The sequence below is a fragment of the Paenibacillus mobilis genome, from assembly GCF_058267595.1.
On record NZ_JBZCMS010000009.1, the window covers coordinates 211,231 to 227,895 of the forward strand.

Below are 16,665 nucleotides of genomic sequence, written 5' to 3' on the forward strand. Positions count from 1 at the left end.
ACCTCCTGCTCTTTTTCTATAAAAATATATATTCATTGCAGCAATGTTTCATCATTATCTTGATTTTCGTAATTGCTTTTATAGGGATAACCCGGTTCGTACGGCATTACGCGGACTTCAGCCTCTTGGATAAAAGAGAATCTGGTCAGCAGCAGCACCTTGGCCCTTCCGGCAATCTCAACAGCTTCGTGCATGGAAATGCGTGGATTTACACTGATCTGGACATGAACCGCAAGTCTATTCCCCTGCTCGGCAATGTGAAGCTGCTCGACCGTAATTACGCCGTATACCCGCTGAACCGTTTCCAGCATCTGCTGAGTATCGTAGCCGGGTTCCCGCTTCGCAGCAGAGGCGGAGAGTCCCTGAACCAGCATTCGCCCGGCTTTCCAAAGCACCATAACCGCCACAAGAATCGCCGCGGCAGGGTCAAAATCAAGCAGAACATCGTTCTCCAGCAGGTCGCCGGTCATCGCGCCAATGACGCCGGCCAGCACAATAAGCGAAGAAAGAATAGAAATACGATGCTCGGACAAGAGCTTTTTTCGCTGGCCGGCTTGAGCGGCTTGACGGAATCTCACCTGGAATACCAACTCATTGATGCCGATGGATAAAACCGCTGCCATTCCCGCGGCATAATGAGGCGCAGGCGTATCCGATTCCATTAAGGCTTTTATGGCAGCAGCGATCGACTGGGCGGCGCCCCACACCAGGATAAGACCTAAAACAGCGATGAAAAGCAATCCGTTATCCGCTTGTTTTTCCTTCGGGGAGCCGGAAATTTCGGAGAATGGGCCTTCCGCTCTCCCCCGTCTAACTCCTGCAAGAACCTGAATCGCTTCTCCCGCAGAAAACAAAGCATCCGACAATAAAGCCCTGCTGCCGCCCAGCCAGCCGACAGCCCCTTTGAACAAGGCGAGAGTAAGACGATTCACCGCCCCCGCCAAGGCAGCTCCATCCATTTGACCCCTTTGCCGGTTAATCATGCTAGTCCCCCTTGCTTATTCCATAAAAATTCAATTTTATGGTTTAAACAGTATCGTTTAAAACCCCGGAAAAGTGTAAAGCCGCGTCAAGGCGACGCGGCTTTGCACTTTTAAATTATGGCTTAACTGGTCGCCTTAGCCGTCTTTTTGCTAGTGTTCACGTTTTTACCTTTAAGCAGGAACCAAAGCGGGCTCGCGATAAAGATAGAGGAATAAGCACCAAACAGCAAACCGATGACCATGGCAAGCGAGAACATCCGAATCGATTCGCTGCCGAAAATCAGCAAGGCTACGGAAGCAATAAATACGGTAAATACCGTGTTGATCGATCGGGTCATCGTTTGAGAGATACTTTTGTTGACTACGGCATGCAGATCCTGCCGGGTCTTCACTTTCGCAAAACGCATGTTCTCACGAATCCGGTCGAAGATAACGACCGTGTCGTTAATGGAATAACCGACGATGGTGAGCAGCGCGATAATAAAGGTCAGGTTGACTTCCAGGCGGAAGATCGAAAACACAGCAATGACCATAAAAGCGTCATGGAGCAAGGCAACGATAGCCGCAACGGCAAAACGCCATTCGAAACGGATCGTTACGTAAATGATAATGCCCAAGCTTGCGACAAGCACGGCAATCAAAGCGTTCCGTTCAAGCTCTTTGGCAATTTCCGTATCTACCGTATTGATTTCGGTGGAGGCGTCTTTGCCCAGCTTATTTGTTACGGCCGCTTGCAGTTTGCTCTGATCCGCTTCGGTCAATACATCCGAGAAGCGGACGCTGCTCTGCTGGGCACCCGGCGTAATGACCATATCCCGCTGGCCTAGTCCGGCCTCGTTCAGCACTTCTTGAATTTTAGCCTTATTCAGCTGTTTGGCCGAGATATCCACATTGGAGCCGGAGCGGAAATCTACACCGTAATTCAATTGGAATACCAGCAGGCTTATAATCCCTACAATGGTGATTAAAATCGAAAAGGTATAAAAGAATTTACTGTATTTGATGAAATCCCAATTCCATCTTGTTTTTTGATTTTCAACTGTTTTTTCTTTTGGATTAGAGGGCACCGATTTCACTCTCCTTAACACCAAGCAAGCCCGGTTTCTTGATGACATTTCCCTTCACCAGAAGCACAAGCAGATAGCGGGAGAAGAAAATGTTCGTAATAATGCTCACCACGATGTCGATCATTAGAACGAGCGCAAACCCCCGAACGGAGCCTGTCCCCATCCAATACATGACAGCTGCGGCGATAAACGTAGTTACGTGAGCGTCCATAACCGTACGGAATGAAACCCTGTTGCCCGCTTTGACGGCAGACATGATGCTTTTGCCGCTTCTAAGCTCTTCCTTGATCCGTTCATCCGTAATGATATTGGCGTCAACCGCCATTCCGATCCCAAGAACAAACGCCGCTATACCCGGAAGCGTAAGGGTAACTCCTGCAAAATGGAAGACCAGAAGCATCATCCAGACGTAGGAAATCAGGGTAAAGCTGGCGATAACGCCAGGAAGGTGATAAATGATCATCATAAACAGCAAAATGACAACGGATGCAATTCCGCCTGCCAAAAGCGTTTGATGCAGAGACAATTTACCCAATGTCGCGTCTACAACCTGGGAATATTTCTCCGTCAGTTTGAGCGGCAAGGCGCCGAGATTAATCGTATCTCTCAGCTCTTTCGCTTCATCAAGCGTATAGGAACCCGTGATGACGGCCGTGCCCTGATTCAGTTCTTGCTGGACCTCAGGAGCGGAAAGCAGCTGGTCATCCAGGAAAATCGCAAGTTGTCTTTCCGGGGAACCCGCAGGTTTAGCCGCCAGACGTTTGGTTACTTCAGCAAACTTCTCTTTGCTTTTTAATTTGATACTGATTTGCGGACGGTTTAATTGGTCATAAGTGATGCTTGCGCCATTCTCGGCGAAGTCACTGCCGATCAGCTCGACCTTGTTATACTGATTGGCTTCTTTTTCTGTACCGTCTTTACTGCGGAAAGTCAGCGATGCCGGTTCACTCAGCTTTTTGCGGACTTCCTCGCTGTTTGCCACGCCCGGAATTTTGATCCGGATGCGGTCCGTTCCTTCCGTGGTAACTTCAGGTTCCGTCCCGCCAAGCACATTGGAACGTTCTTCAAGACTGAGTGCCGTTTGTGTCAGGGATTCCTTGGTAACTTTGGCGCCGTTCTCCAAAGGTGTCGCTTGATACAAAATCTCAAGCCCGCCCTTCAAGTCCAGGCCCAGTTCCATCTTATTGATCAACCAAGGGCTTGTCCCGGCCATAACCCCAATGGTGATTACCACTACGGCTATGAATGTGACGATTCTTTTCATCCCGTTATTTGTTCCCCTTTCATTCTCAATATTCCTATTATAGCCATGCAGGAAAATGCCGTCAATTTGTCAGAAACAAGTTGCAGCTTGTCAAATTATGGACTCCCCAGGCAAAAAAAGAACCCCGATCATTCAAAGCGGGATCCACGATAGGCGGAAAGCGTCAAATAATTCATAAAGGTCGTTACTTTTAAAGTCAGGATATCGTTGACCAGCCGGTGAACGGGCGGGATCCCTTCCTTTTTGTATTTCGAGCTGATACATTCCCATACGTCGGCCTGCGTGACATGCTCGTAGCCGAACAGGCGGAACTCCTCAGCTTTGCTTTGACAGAGCTGGTCAATGGCTTTAATCAGTTCCTGGTCGTTGATTTCTTCATCAGCCATCTTGGTTAGACTCCTTTCGCTCCTCGTAGGTTAACAGCAACCTCTTCGCCATTATACCATTTAAAAACGCCGCTAGAAGGATAATATTTCGGGCTTTCTCTTCCCAATTCCTGCTTCTTCAAAAAGTTAACACATTATGAACAAAAGTAGCTGTCATGAAGCTGGACAGGTTGGGCATATCCATATATCAACCACCTGATTGCGCTGCCCAGGATTTCGAAAGAGAAGAGGGACTCCACTTGAACAAACAATCTTTTATTCGCGGAACTATGATTCTGCTTGCCGCAGGCATCGTAAACCGGATCTTGGGCTTCATTCCCCGAATTCTGCTGCCCAGAGTCATTGGCGCGGAAGGGGTCGGCCTGTACCAGCTGGGTTATCCTTTTTTTCTCGTGCTGGTCACGATCATTTCGGGCGGCATCCCTCTGGCCATTGCCAAACTGATTGCGGAAGCCGAATCGGAAGGGAAACCTGAAAAATCCCGCGCGATCCTGCGCACAAGCCTTATTTTATCCGGAACGGCCGGGTTCCTGTTTATGGTCCTTTCCCTGCTGGCTGCTCCTTGGCTGATGCGCCATGTGCTGACCGATGCCCGCGTTTATCCTTCCTTTATCAGCATGAGTCCCATGATTGTGATCGTTGCCGTTTCTTCCGTCTTCAGGGGATATTTTCAGGGCAAACAGAACATGATTCCCTCAGCCAGCTCATCAATTCTGGAAACGATGGCCCGGATTCTCTGCCAGCTTTGGTTCGCCACCTTGTTTCTCCCGATGGGCATCGCTTATGCCGCCGCCGGGGCCATGCTCGGGGTTCTCGCCGGGGAAGCGATCGCGCTGATCGCCTTGCTGTGGCAGTTTTTTGTACACCGCAGCAGAGAGAAGAAAAACGACGCAACAAATACGGAACGGACAGAGACAACAAAAGGCGTTGAGATGCCAAACGCCAAAGCCGGAAACACCCCATATTCATCTTCCTCCAAATCCGCACAAACCGGTTTTCTGTATACGCTGCGGCGGATTTTAAGAATTGCCGTTCCCGTTACCGGCGGGCGCCTTGTAGGCTCTTTATCTTACCTGCTCGAATCCATTACCACGGCTCAAAGCCTGGCTATTGCCGGTGTAGCCACCGCTGTCGCAACCGCCCAATATGGAGCGCTGCAGGGCATGGTCGTTCCCGTGCTGCTGCTGCCGGGCGCCCTTACGACTTCGCTGGCCATATCGCTGGTGCCGTCTCTTGCCGAAGCCCAGGCCAAAGGGGACAAAAAGACGATCCACAAACGTCTCCACCAGTCCCTGCGGCTGGCCCTTGTCACCGGCGCTCCGTTCGCCGTCGTCATGTACGTTTTGGCCGAACCGCTCTGCCAATTGCTCTATAACAACACCGAAATCGCCGGCATGTTAAAGGCGATGGCGCCGTTCGCCATGTTTATGTATGCCCAGGCCCCTCTGCAGGCTACCCTGCAAGCTCTCGACAAACCCGGAACCGCCTTGACCAACACGCTGATCGGAGCCGTTATCAAAATCGTTCTGATTCTCTATCTCGCCTCCAACCCCGCGCTTGGCATTTACGGCGCTATTATCGCAAGCATCGTTAATATCATTATCGTCACCCTTCTGCACGGCATGGCCGTTTCCCGGGCGCTTCAATACCGATTTCCCCTGATGGATGCCGTGAAGGTCGTTTGCGGGATGGTCATCATGGCCGGCTGCGCCAGCTACCTGTACCATGAGATCCGTCTTGCGCCTACGGCGCTCCTTCAATTTGTTTTTTCTGCGGCCGTGGCTTTTGTGCTTTACCTGATCCTGACCTTCGCTACAGGTTTGATCGACCGGTTCGATCTGCAGCGGGTGCCTGTCTTTGGAAAATGGTTTCGTTAACGCTGGCCAAGCTTGCCCATCCCTTTTAAATATATAAAAACGTTAAGGAGGTTATTTATGCAACACATCCGCCGTTTTATCCCTTTCCGCATTGCCGGCCCCACGCTTTCCGGACTATGGTACGCCTATTTATGGATGATGCTGGGCGCCCTGCTTCTCTCTCTGCTGCTAAGATGGTCCAGCCTTGAGGAAACGAAGCTGTCTACTTTTACGTATGTCGTTCACGCGGCAGCCGTGCTTTTCGGCAGCTTTGTATCGGGCAAAAGAAGCGAACGCAAAGGCTGGTACCAAGGGGGAATTACCGGCACGCTTTATGCCGTGCTTCTGTTTGTGATCAGCTTTCTCGCTCTGGATTCTTCCTTTGACGGCGGAGATTTCCTCTATTTGATTCCCGCCTTCCTGATCGGGGCAACCGGAGGGATCTTCGGCAAAAACGCTAGAAAAAACTGAGATTGCTTAAGAAGGGATACCCTCTCTCACTTCCGGTATGATAAACTATTTAAATCGGAGTTTTGAATCCAGAGGAGGCTATACCCGCTTTGCTTTATGAATCTATGTATTATGTATCCGGATTAACCGTGTTGATGACAGCCGTATTCATTTACGCGGGAACGGGCCGGAATCCTTTATCCGCCGCTTACCGTTTCGTTTATGAACTGCTTCATTCCTGGCGGTTTCTGCTTGTATTCGCGGCTATGGGCGGCGTGCTTCTAGTCAACAAATACGAATTGAAGCTGGAGAACATGCTCCCTGAGCGCAAAGACTTTACCCCTTTGTTTTTCGGGATTGAAGGTCATTTTGTCCGGGATTTTCAGCAGCTGTTCCACCATGCATGGGTATCCCAGGTCTCTGCCTTTTTCTACGTCATTATTTTACAGTCCGTTCTTGTTGCTTCCATCGGGATCTATGCGGGCCAGCAGAATAAAAAGTTTTTGTTCGCCACCTGCTATACGGTGCTTTTGAATTACGCGATCGCGATTCCCTTTTTCCTGTTTTTCCCGATCAACGAGGTTTGGTCTTACCCGCCGGCGGGTGTTACGTTTTATATGCTGGAAGCTTACCCGAAGTTTGAAGAGGTCTATCGGCCGCTGTCGGGTATCAACAACTGTTTTCCGAGCCTGCACACCTCGATTTCCGTTTCCATGGCCATCCTGGCCGTCCGTTCCGGCAACCGCAGATGGGCGGCCATTGCCTGTACGATTGCTGTGATCATCATTTTTACGATTTTTTACATGGGCATCCATTGGCTGACGGATATGCTCGGCGGGCTGGTGTTATCCGCACTGGCTACCACGCTGGCCGTCCGCTGGGCTTCCGGCACGGTGCGGGATTCCTCCGTGAAACCGGTGCTGCTCCGGCAGCGCTAATTTATAGCAGGCAGTTCCCTGCATATCCTTATACGCAAAATAAAAAGCCGGCTGCAGCGTTTTCGCTGTAAGCCGGCTTTTTAGCCGTGATCTGGATTTAAGCTGTCGTCGTCTTTTCACCCGGAGCGGAAGCCACGCTGTGGCTGATCGCGCTGCGGTCAAACGTCATTTTGGTGACATCGTTGACACGGATCACAACAACATCGTCGGTCAGTTCAACGATCGTTCCATGAAGACCCCCGATGGTAACGATTTTGTCCCCTTTTTTCAACTCTTTAAGCATGGAGCTGCGGTTTTTTTGTTTCTTTTGCTGAGGACGAATCAGCAGAAAATAAAATACGGCAAACATGATGACAAAAGGAACGATGATCCCGATAAAGGAACCGCCTCCTCCTCCACTAGACGCTGCATACGAAAACATATGCATGTAAAATCCCCCTTTACTTAAAAACAAATGATTTTAAAACCCTTTTTCGTTGCCAAACAAACCGTACTTCTCGAAAAATTCATCCCGGAAGTCGAGCAGTCTGTCCTCCATAATCGCCTGACGCACCTGCTTCATCAAGTTCAGCAGGAAATGCAGATTATGGTAAGTAGTTAACCGCAGGCCAAACGTCTCGTCGCTTTTAATCAAGTGGCGAAGATATGCACGTGAATAATTCCGGCAAGTATAGCAATCGCATTCCGGATCCAACGGGCCGTAATCACGGGCATACTGGGCATTGCGGACTACCAGTCTTCCTTGGCTGGTCATGGTTGTTCCATTGCGGGCGATCCGGGTCGGCAGCACGCAATCAAACATGTCCACGCCGCGGATCGCGCCTTCTATAAGCGCATCCGGTGAACCTACACCCATCAGATAACGGGGTTTGTCACTCGGCAGTAAGGGTACCGTGTAATCGAGCACTTCATACATTAGGTGTTTAGGCTCACCTACACTCAGTCCACCAATAGCATAACCCGGAAAATCCAGGGAAGTCAAATCACGGGCGCTCTGCTTGCGCAGGTCCTCGAACATCCCGCCCTGAACAATGCCGAACAAGCCCTGGTCATGAGGGCGGGCATGGCTTTCCAGGCATCTCTCCGCCCATCTTGTGGTGCGTTCAAGCGAATCTTTCACGTATTTGTGTTCAGCCGGATAAGGGGCACATTCGTCAAAGGCCATCATAATATCAGAACCGAGGGCGTTTTGAATCTCCATCGCTTTTTCCGGAGAAAGGAACAGCTTGTCCCCGTTCAGATGGGAACGGAAATGCACGCCTTCTTCGGTGATTTTTCTCATGTCGCTGAGGGAAAACACCTGAAACCCCCCGCTGTCCGTCAGGATGGCGCGGTCCCAGTTCATGAATTTATGAAGTCCGCCCGCTTCGCGGACGATTTCATGCCCGGGACGAAGAAACAAATGGTACGTGTTGGACAAAATAATTTGCGCTTCCATTTCCTTTAGTTCTTCCGGACTCATTGTTTTTACCGTGGCCAGCGTGCCCACCGGCATAAAAATCGGCGTTTCAATAACGCCATGCGGCGTATGCACCCGGCCGAGCCTTGCACCGGACTGCTTGCACGTTTTGATATGTTCGTAAGTAATCGCTGCTGCCAATCTGATCAACCATCCTCTAACAATCTATTAGTAAATAAACATGGCATCCCCAAAGCTGAAGAACCGGTATTCCTGCTCGACCGCTTCCCGGTAGGCTGCAAGAATACGTTCCCGGCCGGCCAAAGCGCTAACCAGCATGACCAGCGTGGATTTCGGCAAATGGAAATTGGTAATCAGACAATCCACCAGCCGGAAATTGTAGCCCGGATATATAAAAATGCCGGTCCAGCCGCTGGATTTGACGATTTTTCCGTCTTCGCATTTGCCTGCCACCGTTTCCAGGGTGCGCGCCGAAGTGGTTCCTACCGCCACTACGCGGCCGCCTCTGGCTTTCGTCTCGTTCAGAATATCCGCCGTTTCCTGTGGAAGAATATAATATTCCTCATGCATCACATGATCCTCCACCCGATCCACCGACATCGGACGGAACGTGCCCAATCCGACATGAAGCGTTACAAAAGCGATCGTGACCCCTTTTGCCCGGATTTGATCCAGCAACTCCTCCGTAAAATGCAGCCCGGCTGTCGGCGCCGCCGCCGATCCCTCATGACGAGCATACACTGTCTGGTACCGCTCTTTATCGTCCAGCTTCTCCTTAATATATGGAGGAAGAGGCATTTGACCGAGCCGGTCAAGGATCTCATTAAAGATGCCTCTGTAAATGAAGTTCAGCACCCGGCCGCCCATCTCGCCTTCTTCTTCCACGACGGCTTTAAGCTCGTCGCCGAAGACGATCACCGAACCTTTTTTCAGCTTTTTCCCGGGTTTCACCAGCGTTTCCCATTTGTCTCCGCTCAGGTTTTTGAGCAGGAGCACTTCGGCCTTGGCCCCGGTATCTTCTTTCGTACCGAATAAGCGGGCCGGGAGCACTCTCGTGTCATTCAGCACCAGCGTGTCTCCGGGCTTCAACTCTTCAAGAATATGAGAAAACTGATGGTGTTCGACATGGCCTGTCTCTTTATTTAAAGTAAGCAGCCGCGAGGCCGTCCGGTCAAGCAGCGGCGTCTGAGCAATCAGTCGTTCAGGCAGTTCAAAATCATATAAATCTACATTCATTTTAAAAGTCAGTCCTTCGTAATGGTTACGTTTTGATAATAGTGTTGCAAAATGCTCTGGTAATCATACCCGGCATCGGCCATTCCCTTTGCGCCCCACTGGGACATGCCCAGGCCGTGTCCGTTGCCCTGTCCGACAAACAGGAAGTTGTTCGTATGGTCTACCACTCTGGCTTGTCCATTTCCGCCCATCACAACCAGGTTGCTGCTGCCGGATAACGTCGTTTTTCCGTTGGCCGACAGTACGGTCGTTCCGGATGCCGCGGTCCCGCTTCCGGTTTGCCCGCCTGCACCCTGTACAGTATACCGTCCTGTGTTTACAATATCAAACAGCGTACTTGGCAGGCTGCCGAAGGTAGAGCGGAAAAGGTCCGGATATTTCACCTTCAGCGCCTGACCGTTCGCTTTGACCTCCGTAGCTCGTCCCGACGGCCCCCGCTGCGTCACTTCAAGCGACGTAACGGAAGACGGAACCGTCCCGGAAACCTTGCCTTTCATGCTGGCCACGAGCTGACTCGAAGTGAACGGTCCCCGTACCCAGGCGTAAGAACCGGACTCTTCCACCAGTTCCAGGACCACTGCCTGATCTCCCGGATCCATTTTAGCTACGGGATCTACGCCCGATTGGATCAAAGGCAGAGGACGCACATTGGTGCCGTCCGCGGTGACCGTCAAATATTTGAGTCCGGCTGCCGTTGAAGCGCCGGTAAATTTCGTATTGTCTTCCCTCACATACCCGCTTTTGCCGCTGCTGAGCAGCACATGGTACCATTTCTTCAAATTGGCGTTTGCGGCAACGTCTTCGGTGCTTTTTACGGCCGCATATACGGGACTGGGATTACCCCATACCTCGGAAGGGTCGGCAGTCATGCCCCCGCTGTTGGAGGAGAAGACGCCTTCAATGATTTTGCCTCCGCTTTCCAGCACCTCGCCTGCTGTGCTGTCCACCGCGTTCACAATGCTGTCCGCTTCCGTGCTTACACCGGAATATACCTGACTGAGCGTCGTATCCACTACGCCGGCTATGCTGAATTTTGTTGGCGATTGAAAAAGAGCGTAGCTGCGCGCGGCAACCGCCTGCGCTTTCAGCGACTCCAGCGGCCAAGACGACGAAACCTCTCCGCCCACTACGGAATACAAATATTGTTCAAGCGGGAGCTCATTCACCAAAGCGAGCTGTCCGTTGACCATGCTGATTTCAAAACCGCCCCGGTATTTGCGGGCAGAACGTTCCTTGATCTGGGTCACTCCGCCGTCTCCGGCGTCCACCCACAGCTTAGCCCCGGTTCCGGCCAGCATAAAATGCGAAACCTCGGCAGGCGCGGTGAGATCGGAGGTTACATCGCTCTGGACAATTAGGGCAGGCGCCGAGCCGTCGACCTCGGACAGATGCATATTCGGCAGCTTGGCATTTACCGCCGCTTTAGCCGCAGCCAGCTGGGTTTGCGTTGCCGCCTCTCCAATCCAAACGGAATAAGCGGGTTTGTCCCCTGCTCCCTTCGTCAGCACTTCCCAGGCATCAATTCCCTGGGCAAGGATTTGGTCGCGCAGAGATTGCGCATCAAAGGCGGAATTAAACACTCCCGCCGAAAGATAAAGTTTGCCTCTAGCTTCAGGTTTTTGCGTGCCCAGCAGGCTGCCGAGCGTGCTGGCGACCGAAGCTGCCGCTTTATTCGCCTCATCAGCCGAAGCATACATGCCGGTGTACAGCTGATAAACCGTTTTTCCTGCCGCCTCTGCCGAGAATAACAGCGGTTTGTTGGAAGTCGCCTGGAGTTTCTTGGCAGCCGAAGCGGCTGTACTGAAATCCGAAGTCTGAAGGACTTTTACCCGAAATCCGTTAACGCTGAACTTTACCGCTTTTCCAGCTCCGGGCTGAATCCAGTTTAAGTAGCTCCCTGCGGTTCCAGGGCCGGCGTTCAAACCGCTTGAAGGCACCAGCGTTACCGAAGGCGTAGTTGATTTATAGGTGCTGCCCAGATCCAAAAACATGGCAACCCTGATCCGTTCGTCGGTCTGTCCGCCGGAATCATCCGCTGCGGCCGGTACGCTTAATGCGCCCAGCAGCAGCAGCCCTGCTCCGATTCCACTGCCCCACTTCCTCAGGCCGGTAAACTTTCCGGTATGTTTCATACGAACCTCGCTTTCCGTATTGCTACTATAAAAGTTATTCGATTTCTATGTGACGGTAAAATTTGCGACCATTGGCCGCTCTATGGTTTCTGATTCTATAATGACTAAATCTAATCTGCAAACATCTTGATGCCGGCCGATAGGCCGCCGGACTTGGACACTTGGACTTACATCGGTTCCGGAATTGGCAGCCCTAAATGATGGTACGCCGCCGGCGTCGCCATCCGTCCCCTTGGCGTCCGCTGCAAAAAGCCGATTTGCAGCAGATAAGGCTCATAAACGTCTTCAATAGTCTGGCTTTCCTCGCCGATCGTGGCCGCGATCGTATCCAGACCGACCGGCCCGCCGCGAAAGCTGGTGATCATCGCCCGCAGCATTTTATGGTCGATCTGGTCCAACCCGCGGGGATCGACCTGTAGCATGCGCAGAGCCTCTACCGCCGCATCCGGCGTGATAATGCCGTCTCCGCGCACCTGCGCGAAGTCGCGGACTCTTTTTAACAGCCGGTTGGCAATCCGCGGCGTTCCGCGTGAACGAAGAGCAATCTCATCTGCGGCATCGCCGACGATTTCAATGCCCAAAATATCCGCGCCCCGCGAAACGATATAGCTTAACTCTTCCACGGTATAGAACTCCAAACGGCTTACGACACCAAAACGGTCCCGCAGCGGCGCGGAAAGCAGTCCTGCCCGGGTTGTGGCTCCAATGAGGGTAAAAGGCGGCAGGTCCAGCCGGACCGACCGTGCGCTCGGCCCCTTGCCGATCATGATATCCAGCGCAAAGTCCTCCATGGCCGGATAGAGCACTTCCTCTACCGTTCGATGCAGACGATGAATCTCATCGATAAAAAGAACGTCCCCTTCCTGCAAATTCGTCAGCAGGGCCGCCAAATCGCCAGGCCGCTCGATGGCCGGTCCGGAAGTCGTGCGAAGATTGACGCCAAGCTCGTTGGCGATAATGTTGGCGAGGGTCGTTTTCCCCAGTCCCGGAGGTCCGTAAAGCAGCACGTGATCCAGTGCCTCTTTCCGCATTTTTGCTGCTTCAATATAAATTTTCAGATTCTCTTTAATCTGGCCTTGTCCGATATATTCGGATAAATAACGCGGTCTCAGACTGAGTTCCACCGCCTGATCTTCCATCATCAAATTCGCCGAAATGATCCGGTCCTCCATCTCTGCACCGCTCCTTTCCTATTCCTTGCTTTATCCGACATACAGCAGTTTAAGCGCCTTTTTCATGACCGCATCCACGGTTTCGTCAGGCGTAACGCTGTCTTTCATGTTTTGCCATACCTTATCCAGCTCTACGTCCGTATAACCCAGTGATTTCAGCGCGTCTTTGGCTTCCTGCCACATCGACTGATCCGGATTAAACAGATCGACCTCCAGCTCGGAGTGAATCACTACAGCCCCGGTGCTTATGCCGTCCAGCTTGTCCTTCAGGTCCAGTATGATGCGCTGCGCCGTTTTCTTCCCTATGCCCGGCAGGCGGGTCAGGAACGTAATATTTTCCTGGTAAATAGCAGCCACGACGCTGTCCGGCGTCCCCCCGGCCAAAATGCCGAGCGCCACCCGCGGACCGATGCCCGAAACCTCAATCAGTTTACGGAATAATTTCTGCTCTTCCCGCGTCGCAAACCCAAACAGCAGGATCGCATCCTCGCGCACATGATGATGGATATAAATCGTGACTTCTTCTTTATTTTTCGCAAAAAAATACGGATTAGGGCAAAATACCCTGTACCCGACGCCGTTTACGTCCAGCACCACATACTCCGTCTCAAAATGGGCAACCTTCCCCCTCAAAAAATCGATCATTTGCGCAATACCTCATTTATCCTGGAATTTAAAGTATAAGAATGAGCATGACAAATCGCAACCGCCAGCGCATCCGCCACATCGTCCGGTTTCGGGATTTGCTGCAGCTTAAGGAACATCCGGGTCATTTCCTGGACCTGCTTTTTCTCCGCTTTCCCGTAACCGACGATCGCCTGTTTGATCTGCATAGGGGTATATTCGGCAATCGGCAGTCCTTTTTGAACAGCAGCAAGCACCATAACCCCTCTAGCTTGGCTGACCGTCATGGCCGTCGTCACGTTGCGGTTGAAAAAAAGCTTCTCCAAAGCCACCGCATCCGGTTTATATTTATCAATTAATTGAATCATTCCTTCATAAACATGAAGCAGCCGCTCTTCTTCAGGCGTATGGGCTTCAGTTTGAATACAGCCGTACTGCACGGGCACACATTTGCTGCCCTGTTTATCGATAAATCCAAAACCCACAATCGCGATCCCCGGGTCAATGCCTAAAATTCGCAAATTCATCTCTCCCAATTCATCTATCCCAAACCCATGTCCTCCTCATACAGGGAGGCGAACATATGTATTCACTCTACATTATAACAAACTTTATGCGTTCGGGGGCAGGTTTAGATGCGATTTCTGGAATTTGCGGATTAGTGAAAAAAATAAAAAGAGACGTCCCTTTGAACGTCTCCTAATGTCTCCTAACGTATCCTACCTGCTCCATACGCGCTCCATCAGTATACAAGCTTTTGATCTAATGTTTTATTCCGGCCGCTTCAGTATCTAACGCATAGTCGCTGAACGTGGAGATAACGCTGTTGTACTCTTCCAAGTCCTGTACGCGGATGCCGTCATGAAGCTGGTTTACGATTTCTTTGGGAAGTGCGGACTCCATGGACTTAATATCAATTTGAAAAAACGTCCGCATCACCTTTTCCTTCTCCGGTTTCCCTTCAAACAAGCTCAAGGCTCCGTTCGCGTCGAGACCGATGTACCCTTTCTCCTTGCAGGCGGCGGATAACTCGGCAACATGCTCCTCCAGCCACACTTCACCTTTATAATCCATTCGACCGGTCCAGCTCGGGTGGCTTTTCATCAAATCGAGAATTTCATCCGGCTTCATAATGCCGACGATTTTATTTTCAGAACCACCAATATATACGGTGCCCGTATGCACGATTCTCGCCCGATTAGAGCGGATAAGCTCGGCTAAAAAGTTATCCTCAACGGCTTTCTCTGCCATTTCAGTGTCCTCTGCGGTTTCTTCAGCATTTTCCTGGGTCCATTCCTGCAGGCTGGCCAGTGTTTCTTTGGCTATAGGCCCGTCATCGTTCAGCAGCTGCTTCAGTTGGCCGGAAAGAGGCACGCCTAGGCTCGCAAACCCGAATAAAGCTGTTACCGCCGTCAGTGACCACACGGCCCTTCTCCATCTTCTCCAACGGAGCCTCATCCTTCTTTTCAATTTAAAAATAGTCACGGGTTATCCCCTCTATCCAGTGTTATTTTTTCCTATTTTGACCCTTCAGGGTTTCAATTATGCAAAATAACAGGAACCAAAGATAATAACCCGAAAATAAAAAAAGCAGCCATTCCTAAGAATGACTGCTTTCGTGAAATCGGGATGACACGATTCGAACATGCGACCCCCTGGTCCCAAACCAGGTGCTCTACCAAGCTGAGCTACATCCCGATAACAATGGTGCCGGTGAAGGGACTCGAACCCCCACGGTTTCCCTCACGATTTTGAGTCGCGCGCGTCTGCCAATTCCGCCACACCGGCACGGTGTAAAACCTGCTAAGAAAAAAATGGCGCGCCCTAAGAGATTCGAACTCCTGACCTTTTGATTCGTAGTCAAACGCTCTATCCAGCTGAGCTAAGGGCGCACATTGGAGCGGACGACGGGAATCGAACCCGCGACCCTCGCCTTGGCAAGGCGATGCTCTACCGCTGAGCCACGTCCGCAAAAACATTTAAGGAATAAAAGTGAGCCATGAAGGACTCGAACCTTCGACACCCTGATTAAAAGTCAGGTGCTCTACCAACTGAGCTAATGGCTCGTACAAATAAAATGGCGGAACCGACGGGATTCGAACCCGCGATCTCCTGCGTGACAGGCAGGCATGTTAGGCCTCTACACCACGGTTCCACAGCCTAAAGTCTTGCTTGGGATCCCCGTAAAGTAATCGAAATCTGCTTCAAAGCATCTCTTTACTTTTTGGGAATTAATTGCGGGGGCAGGATTTGAACCTGCGGCCTTCGGGTTATGAGCCCGACGAGCTACCGGGCTGCTCCACCCCGCGTCGTTATAAAATATGAAATTGTAAATGGTGGAGGCTGAGGGGATCGAACCCCCGACCCTCTGCTTGTAAGGCAGATGCTCTCCCAGCTGAGCTAAGCCTCCGAATATATATGGTGACCCGTAGGGGATTCGAACCCCTGTTACCTCCGTGAAAGGGAGGTGTCTTAACCCCTTGACCAACGGGCCTTACTAAAATCTTAGCTGGCGGAGAGAGAGGGATTCGAACCCTCGAGACGCTTGTGACGCCTACACGATTTCCAATCGTGCTCCTTCGGCCAACTCGGACACCTCTCCATAATGGCTCCCCGAACAGGACTCGAACCTGTGACAACTCGATTAACAGTCGAGTGCTCTACCAACTGAGCTATCAGGGAACAATAAATATTAAGTTTCGCTTGGCGGCATCCTACTCTCCCAGGACCCTGCGGTCCAAGTACCATCGGCGCTGGAGGGCTTAACGGTCGTGTTCGGGATGGGTACGTGTGGAACCCCTCCGCCATCGCCACCAAACATGATTTTTCGGAGCATCTGCTCCTCGAAATCGCTGCGAGAAAATATCAATCCCTGATATCTGCCCACATTCAAGTGTTTGATCACTTGAAAACTGGATACGAAACAATCATTTGCAATTAGTTGTTCTTTCGGGGCCCCGCCAAAGTATTCGGAATTTGCTTCGTCAGCGCTTCTTCACTTTGGTGGGACTCTTTTGGATAAGCCCTCGACCGATTAGTACTGGTCAGCTCCATGCATTGCTGCACTTCCACCCCCAGCCTATCTACCTCGTCGTCTTCAAGGGGTCTTACTAATTGGGAAATCTCATCTTGAGGGG

The 16,665-nt window shown here is 51.4% G+C and carries 15 protein-coding genes, 11 tRNA genes and 2 rRNA genes; 3 read left to right on the forward strand and 25 right to left on the reverse strand.

Features of this window, described 5'->3' with window-relative positions:
- Positions 1-32: 32 nt before the first annotated feature.
- From AC3ZPD_RS17285 to AC3ZPD_RS17300, 4 genes are all read right to left on the reverse strand, one after another.
- A complete protein-coding gene (locus tag AC3ZPD_RS17285; RefSeq protein WP_490985523.1) occupies positions 33-983 on the reverse strand; it encodes a cation diffusion facilitator family transporter in 951 nt (316 codons plus the stop codon).
- 122 nt (positions 984-1,105) lie between these two features.
- Positions 1,106-2,050 carry a protein translocase subunit SecF gene (secF, locus tag AC3ZPD_RS17290; RefSeq protein ID WP_490985524.1) on the reverse strand — a complete coding sequence of 315 codons (945 nt, stop codon included), beginning with the start codon at positions 2,048-2,050 and terminating at the stop codon, positions 1,106-1,108.
- Positions 2,040-3,314 carry a protein translocase subunit SecD gene (secD, locus tag AC3ZPD_RS17295; RefSeq protein ID WP_490985525.1) on the reverse strand — a complete coding sequence of 425 codons (1,275 nt, stop codon included), beginning with the start codon at positions 3,312-3,314 and terminating at the stop codon, positions 2,040-2,042. Before secD ends, secF begins: the two co-directional genes overlap by 11 nt.
- 128 nt (positions 3,315-3,442) lie before the next feature.
- Entirely contained in the window at positions 3,443-3,700 is a 258-nt protein-coding gene (locus AC3ZPD_RS17300) for a post-transcriptional regulator (RefSeq protein ID WP_490985526.1), read from the reverse strand.
- A 239-nt stretch (positions 3,701-3,939) separates the two neighbouring features.
- Between AC3ZPD_RS17300 and AC3ZPD_RS17305 the strand changes: the two genes are divergently transcribed.
- The 3 genes from AC3ZPD_RS17305 to AC3ZPD_RS17315 all read left to right on the forward strand — a co-directional run bounded on the left by AC3ZPD_RS17305 (position 3,940) and on the right by AC3ZPD_RS17315 (position 6,944).
- On the forward strand, positions 3,940-5,577 hold the full coding sequence (locus AC3ZPD_RS17305) for a putative polysaccharide biosynthesis protein (RefSeq protein ID WP_490985527.1): 1,638 nt from the start codon (positions 3,940-3,942) through the stop codon (positions 5,575-5,577).
- 57 nt (positions 5,578-5,634) lie between these two features.
- Positions 5,635-6,027, forward strand: coding sequence for a TIGR04086 family membrane protein (locus AC3ZPD_RS17310; RefSeq protein ID WP_490985528.1), 393 nt, complete (start codon positions 5,635-5,637; stop codon positions 6,025-6,027).
- Positions 6,028-6,116: 89 nt separating this feature from the next.
- On the forward strand, positions 6,117-6,944 hold the full coding sequence (locus AC3ZPD_RS17315; protein WP_490985529.1) for a phosphatase PAP2 family protein: 828 nt from the start codon (positions 6,117-6,119) through the stop codon (positions 6,942-6,944).
- 97 nt (positions 6,945-7,041) lie between these two features.
- Here the strand turns inward: AC3ZPD_RS17315 and yajC are convergent, their stop codons facing one another.
- The 21 genes from yajC to AC3ZPD_RS17420 form a co-directional block, all read right to left on the reverse strand.
- Positions 7,042-7,365, reverse strand: a complete 324-nt coding sequence (gene yajC / locus AC3ZPD_RS17320; protein WP_490985553.1) for a preprotein translocase subunit YajC — start codon at positions 7,363-7,365, stop codon at positions 7,042-7,044.
- A gap of 39 nt (positions 7,366-7,404) precedes the next feature.
- Positions 7,405-8,544 (reverse strand): tRNA guanosine(34) transglycosylase Tgt, encoded by a 1,140-nt coding sequence (gene tgt, locus AC3ZPD_RS17325; RefSeq protein WP_490985530.1) that lies wholly within the window; start codon positions 8,542-8,544, stop codon positions 7,405-7,407.
- A gap of 27 nt (positions 8,545-8,571) precedes the next feature.
- Entirely contained in the window at positions 8,572-9,600 is a 1,029-nt protein-coding gene (gene queA, locus AC3ZPD_RS17330) for a tRNA preQ1(34) S-adenosylmethionine ribosyltransferase-isomerase QueA (protein ID WP_490985531.1), read from the reverse strand.
- Positions 9,601-9,608: 8 nt separating this feature from the next.
- Positions 9,609-11,732, reverse strand: a complete 2,124-nt coding sequence (locus tag AC3ZPD_RS17335) for a SpoIID/LytB domain-containing protein (RefSeq protein ID WP_490985532.1) — start codon at positions 11,730-11,732, stop codon at positions 9,609-9,611.
- Between the two features lie 167 nt (positions 11,733-11,899).
- Positions 11,900-12,904, reverse strand: coding sequence for a Holliday junction branch migration DNA helicase RuvB (ruvB, locus tag AC3ZPD_RS17340; protein WP_490985533.1), 1,005 nt, complete (start codon positions 12,902-12,904; stop codon positions 11,900-11,902).
- Between the two features lie 30 nt (positions 12,905-12,934).
- Positions 12,935-13,549, reverse strand: a complete 615-nt coding sequence (gene ruvA / locus AC3ZPD_RS17345) for a Holliday junction branch migration protein RuvA (protein WP_490985534.1) — start codon at positions 13,547-13,549, stop codon at positions 12,935-12,937.
- On the reverse strand, positions 13,546-14,049 hold the full coding sequence (gene ruvC / locus AC3ZPD_RS17350; protein ID WP_490985554.1) for a crossover junction endodeoxyribonuclease RuvC: 504 nt from the start codon (positions 14,047-14,049) through the stop codon (positions 13,546-13,548). Before ruvC ends, ruvA begins: the two co-directional genes overlap by 4 nt.
- A gap of 241 nt (positions 14,050-14,290) precedes the next feature.
- Positions 14,291-14,953, reverse strand: coding sequence for a BofC C-terminal domain-containing protein (locus AC3ZPD_RS17355; RefSeq protein ID WP_490985535.1), 663 nt, complete (start codon positions 14,951-14,953; stop codon positions 14,291-14,293).
- A gap of 199 nt (positions 14,954-15,152) precedes the next feature.
- Positions 15,153-15,226 (reverse strand) — tRNA-Pro (locus AC3ZPD_RS17360).
- A 7-nt stretch (positions 15,227-15,233) separates the two neighbouring features.
- Positions 15,234-15,316 (reverse strand) — tRNA-Leu (locus AC3ZPD_RS17365).
- A 27-nt stretch (positions 15,317-15,343) separates the two neighbouring features.
- Positions 15,344-15,420 (reverse strand) — tRNA-Arg (locus AC3ZPD_RS17370).
- A 4-nt stretch (positions 15,421-15,424) separates the two neighbouring features.
- A tRNA-Gly gene (locus AC3ZPD_RS17375) sits at positions 15,425-15,499 on the reverse strand.
- 22 nt (positions 15,500-15,521) lie between these two features.
- Positions 15,522-15,594: transfer RNA gene (locus AC3ZPD_RS17380), tRNA-Lys, on the reverse strand.
- A gap of 12 nt (positions 15,595-15,606) precedes the next feature.
- Positions 15,607-15,683 (reverse strand) — tRNA-Asp (locus AC3ZPD_RS17385).
- Positions 15,684-15,763: 80 nt separating this feature from the next.
- Positions 15,764-15,837, reverse strand: a tRNA-Met gene (locus tag AC3ZPD_RS17390).
- Positions 15,838-15,862: 25 nt separating this feature from the next.
- Positions 15,863-15,938: transfer RNA gene (locus AC3ZPD_RS17395), tRNA-Val, on the reverse strand.
- Positions 15,939-15,947: 9 nt separating this feature from the next.
- Positions 15,948-16,022, reverse strand: a tRNA-Glu gene (locus AC3ZPD_RS17400).
- 16 nt (positions 16,023-16,038) lie between these two features.
- Positions 16,039-16,130: transfer RNA gene (locus tag AC3ZPD_RS17405), tRNA-Ser, on the reverse strand.
- 4 nt (positions 16,131-16,134) lie between these two features.
- Positions 16,135-16,210: transfer RNA gene (locus tag AC3ZPD_RS17410), tRNA-Asn, on the reverse strand.
- Positions 16,211-16,229: 19 nt separating this feature from the next.
- Positions 16,230-16,346, reverse strand: a 5S ribosomal RNA gene (gene rrf, locus AC3ZPD_RS17415).
- Between the two features lie 196 nt (positions 16,347-16,542).
- Positions 16,543-16,665 (reverse strand): 23S ribosomal RNA (locus AC3ZPD_RS17420); the annotation flags it as partial.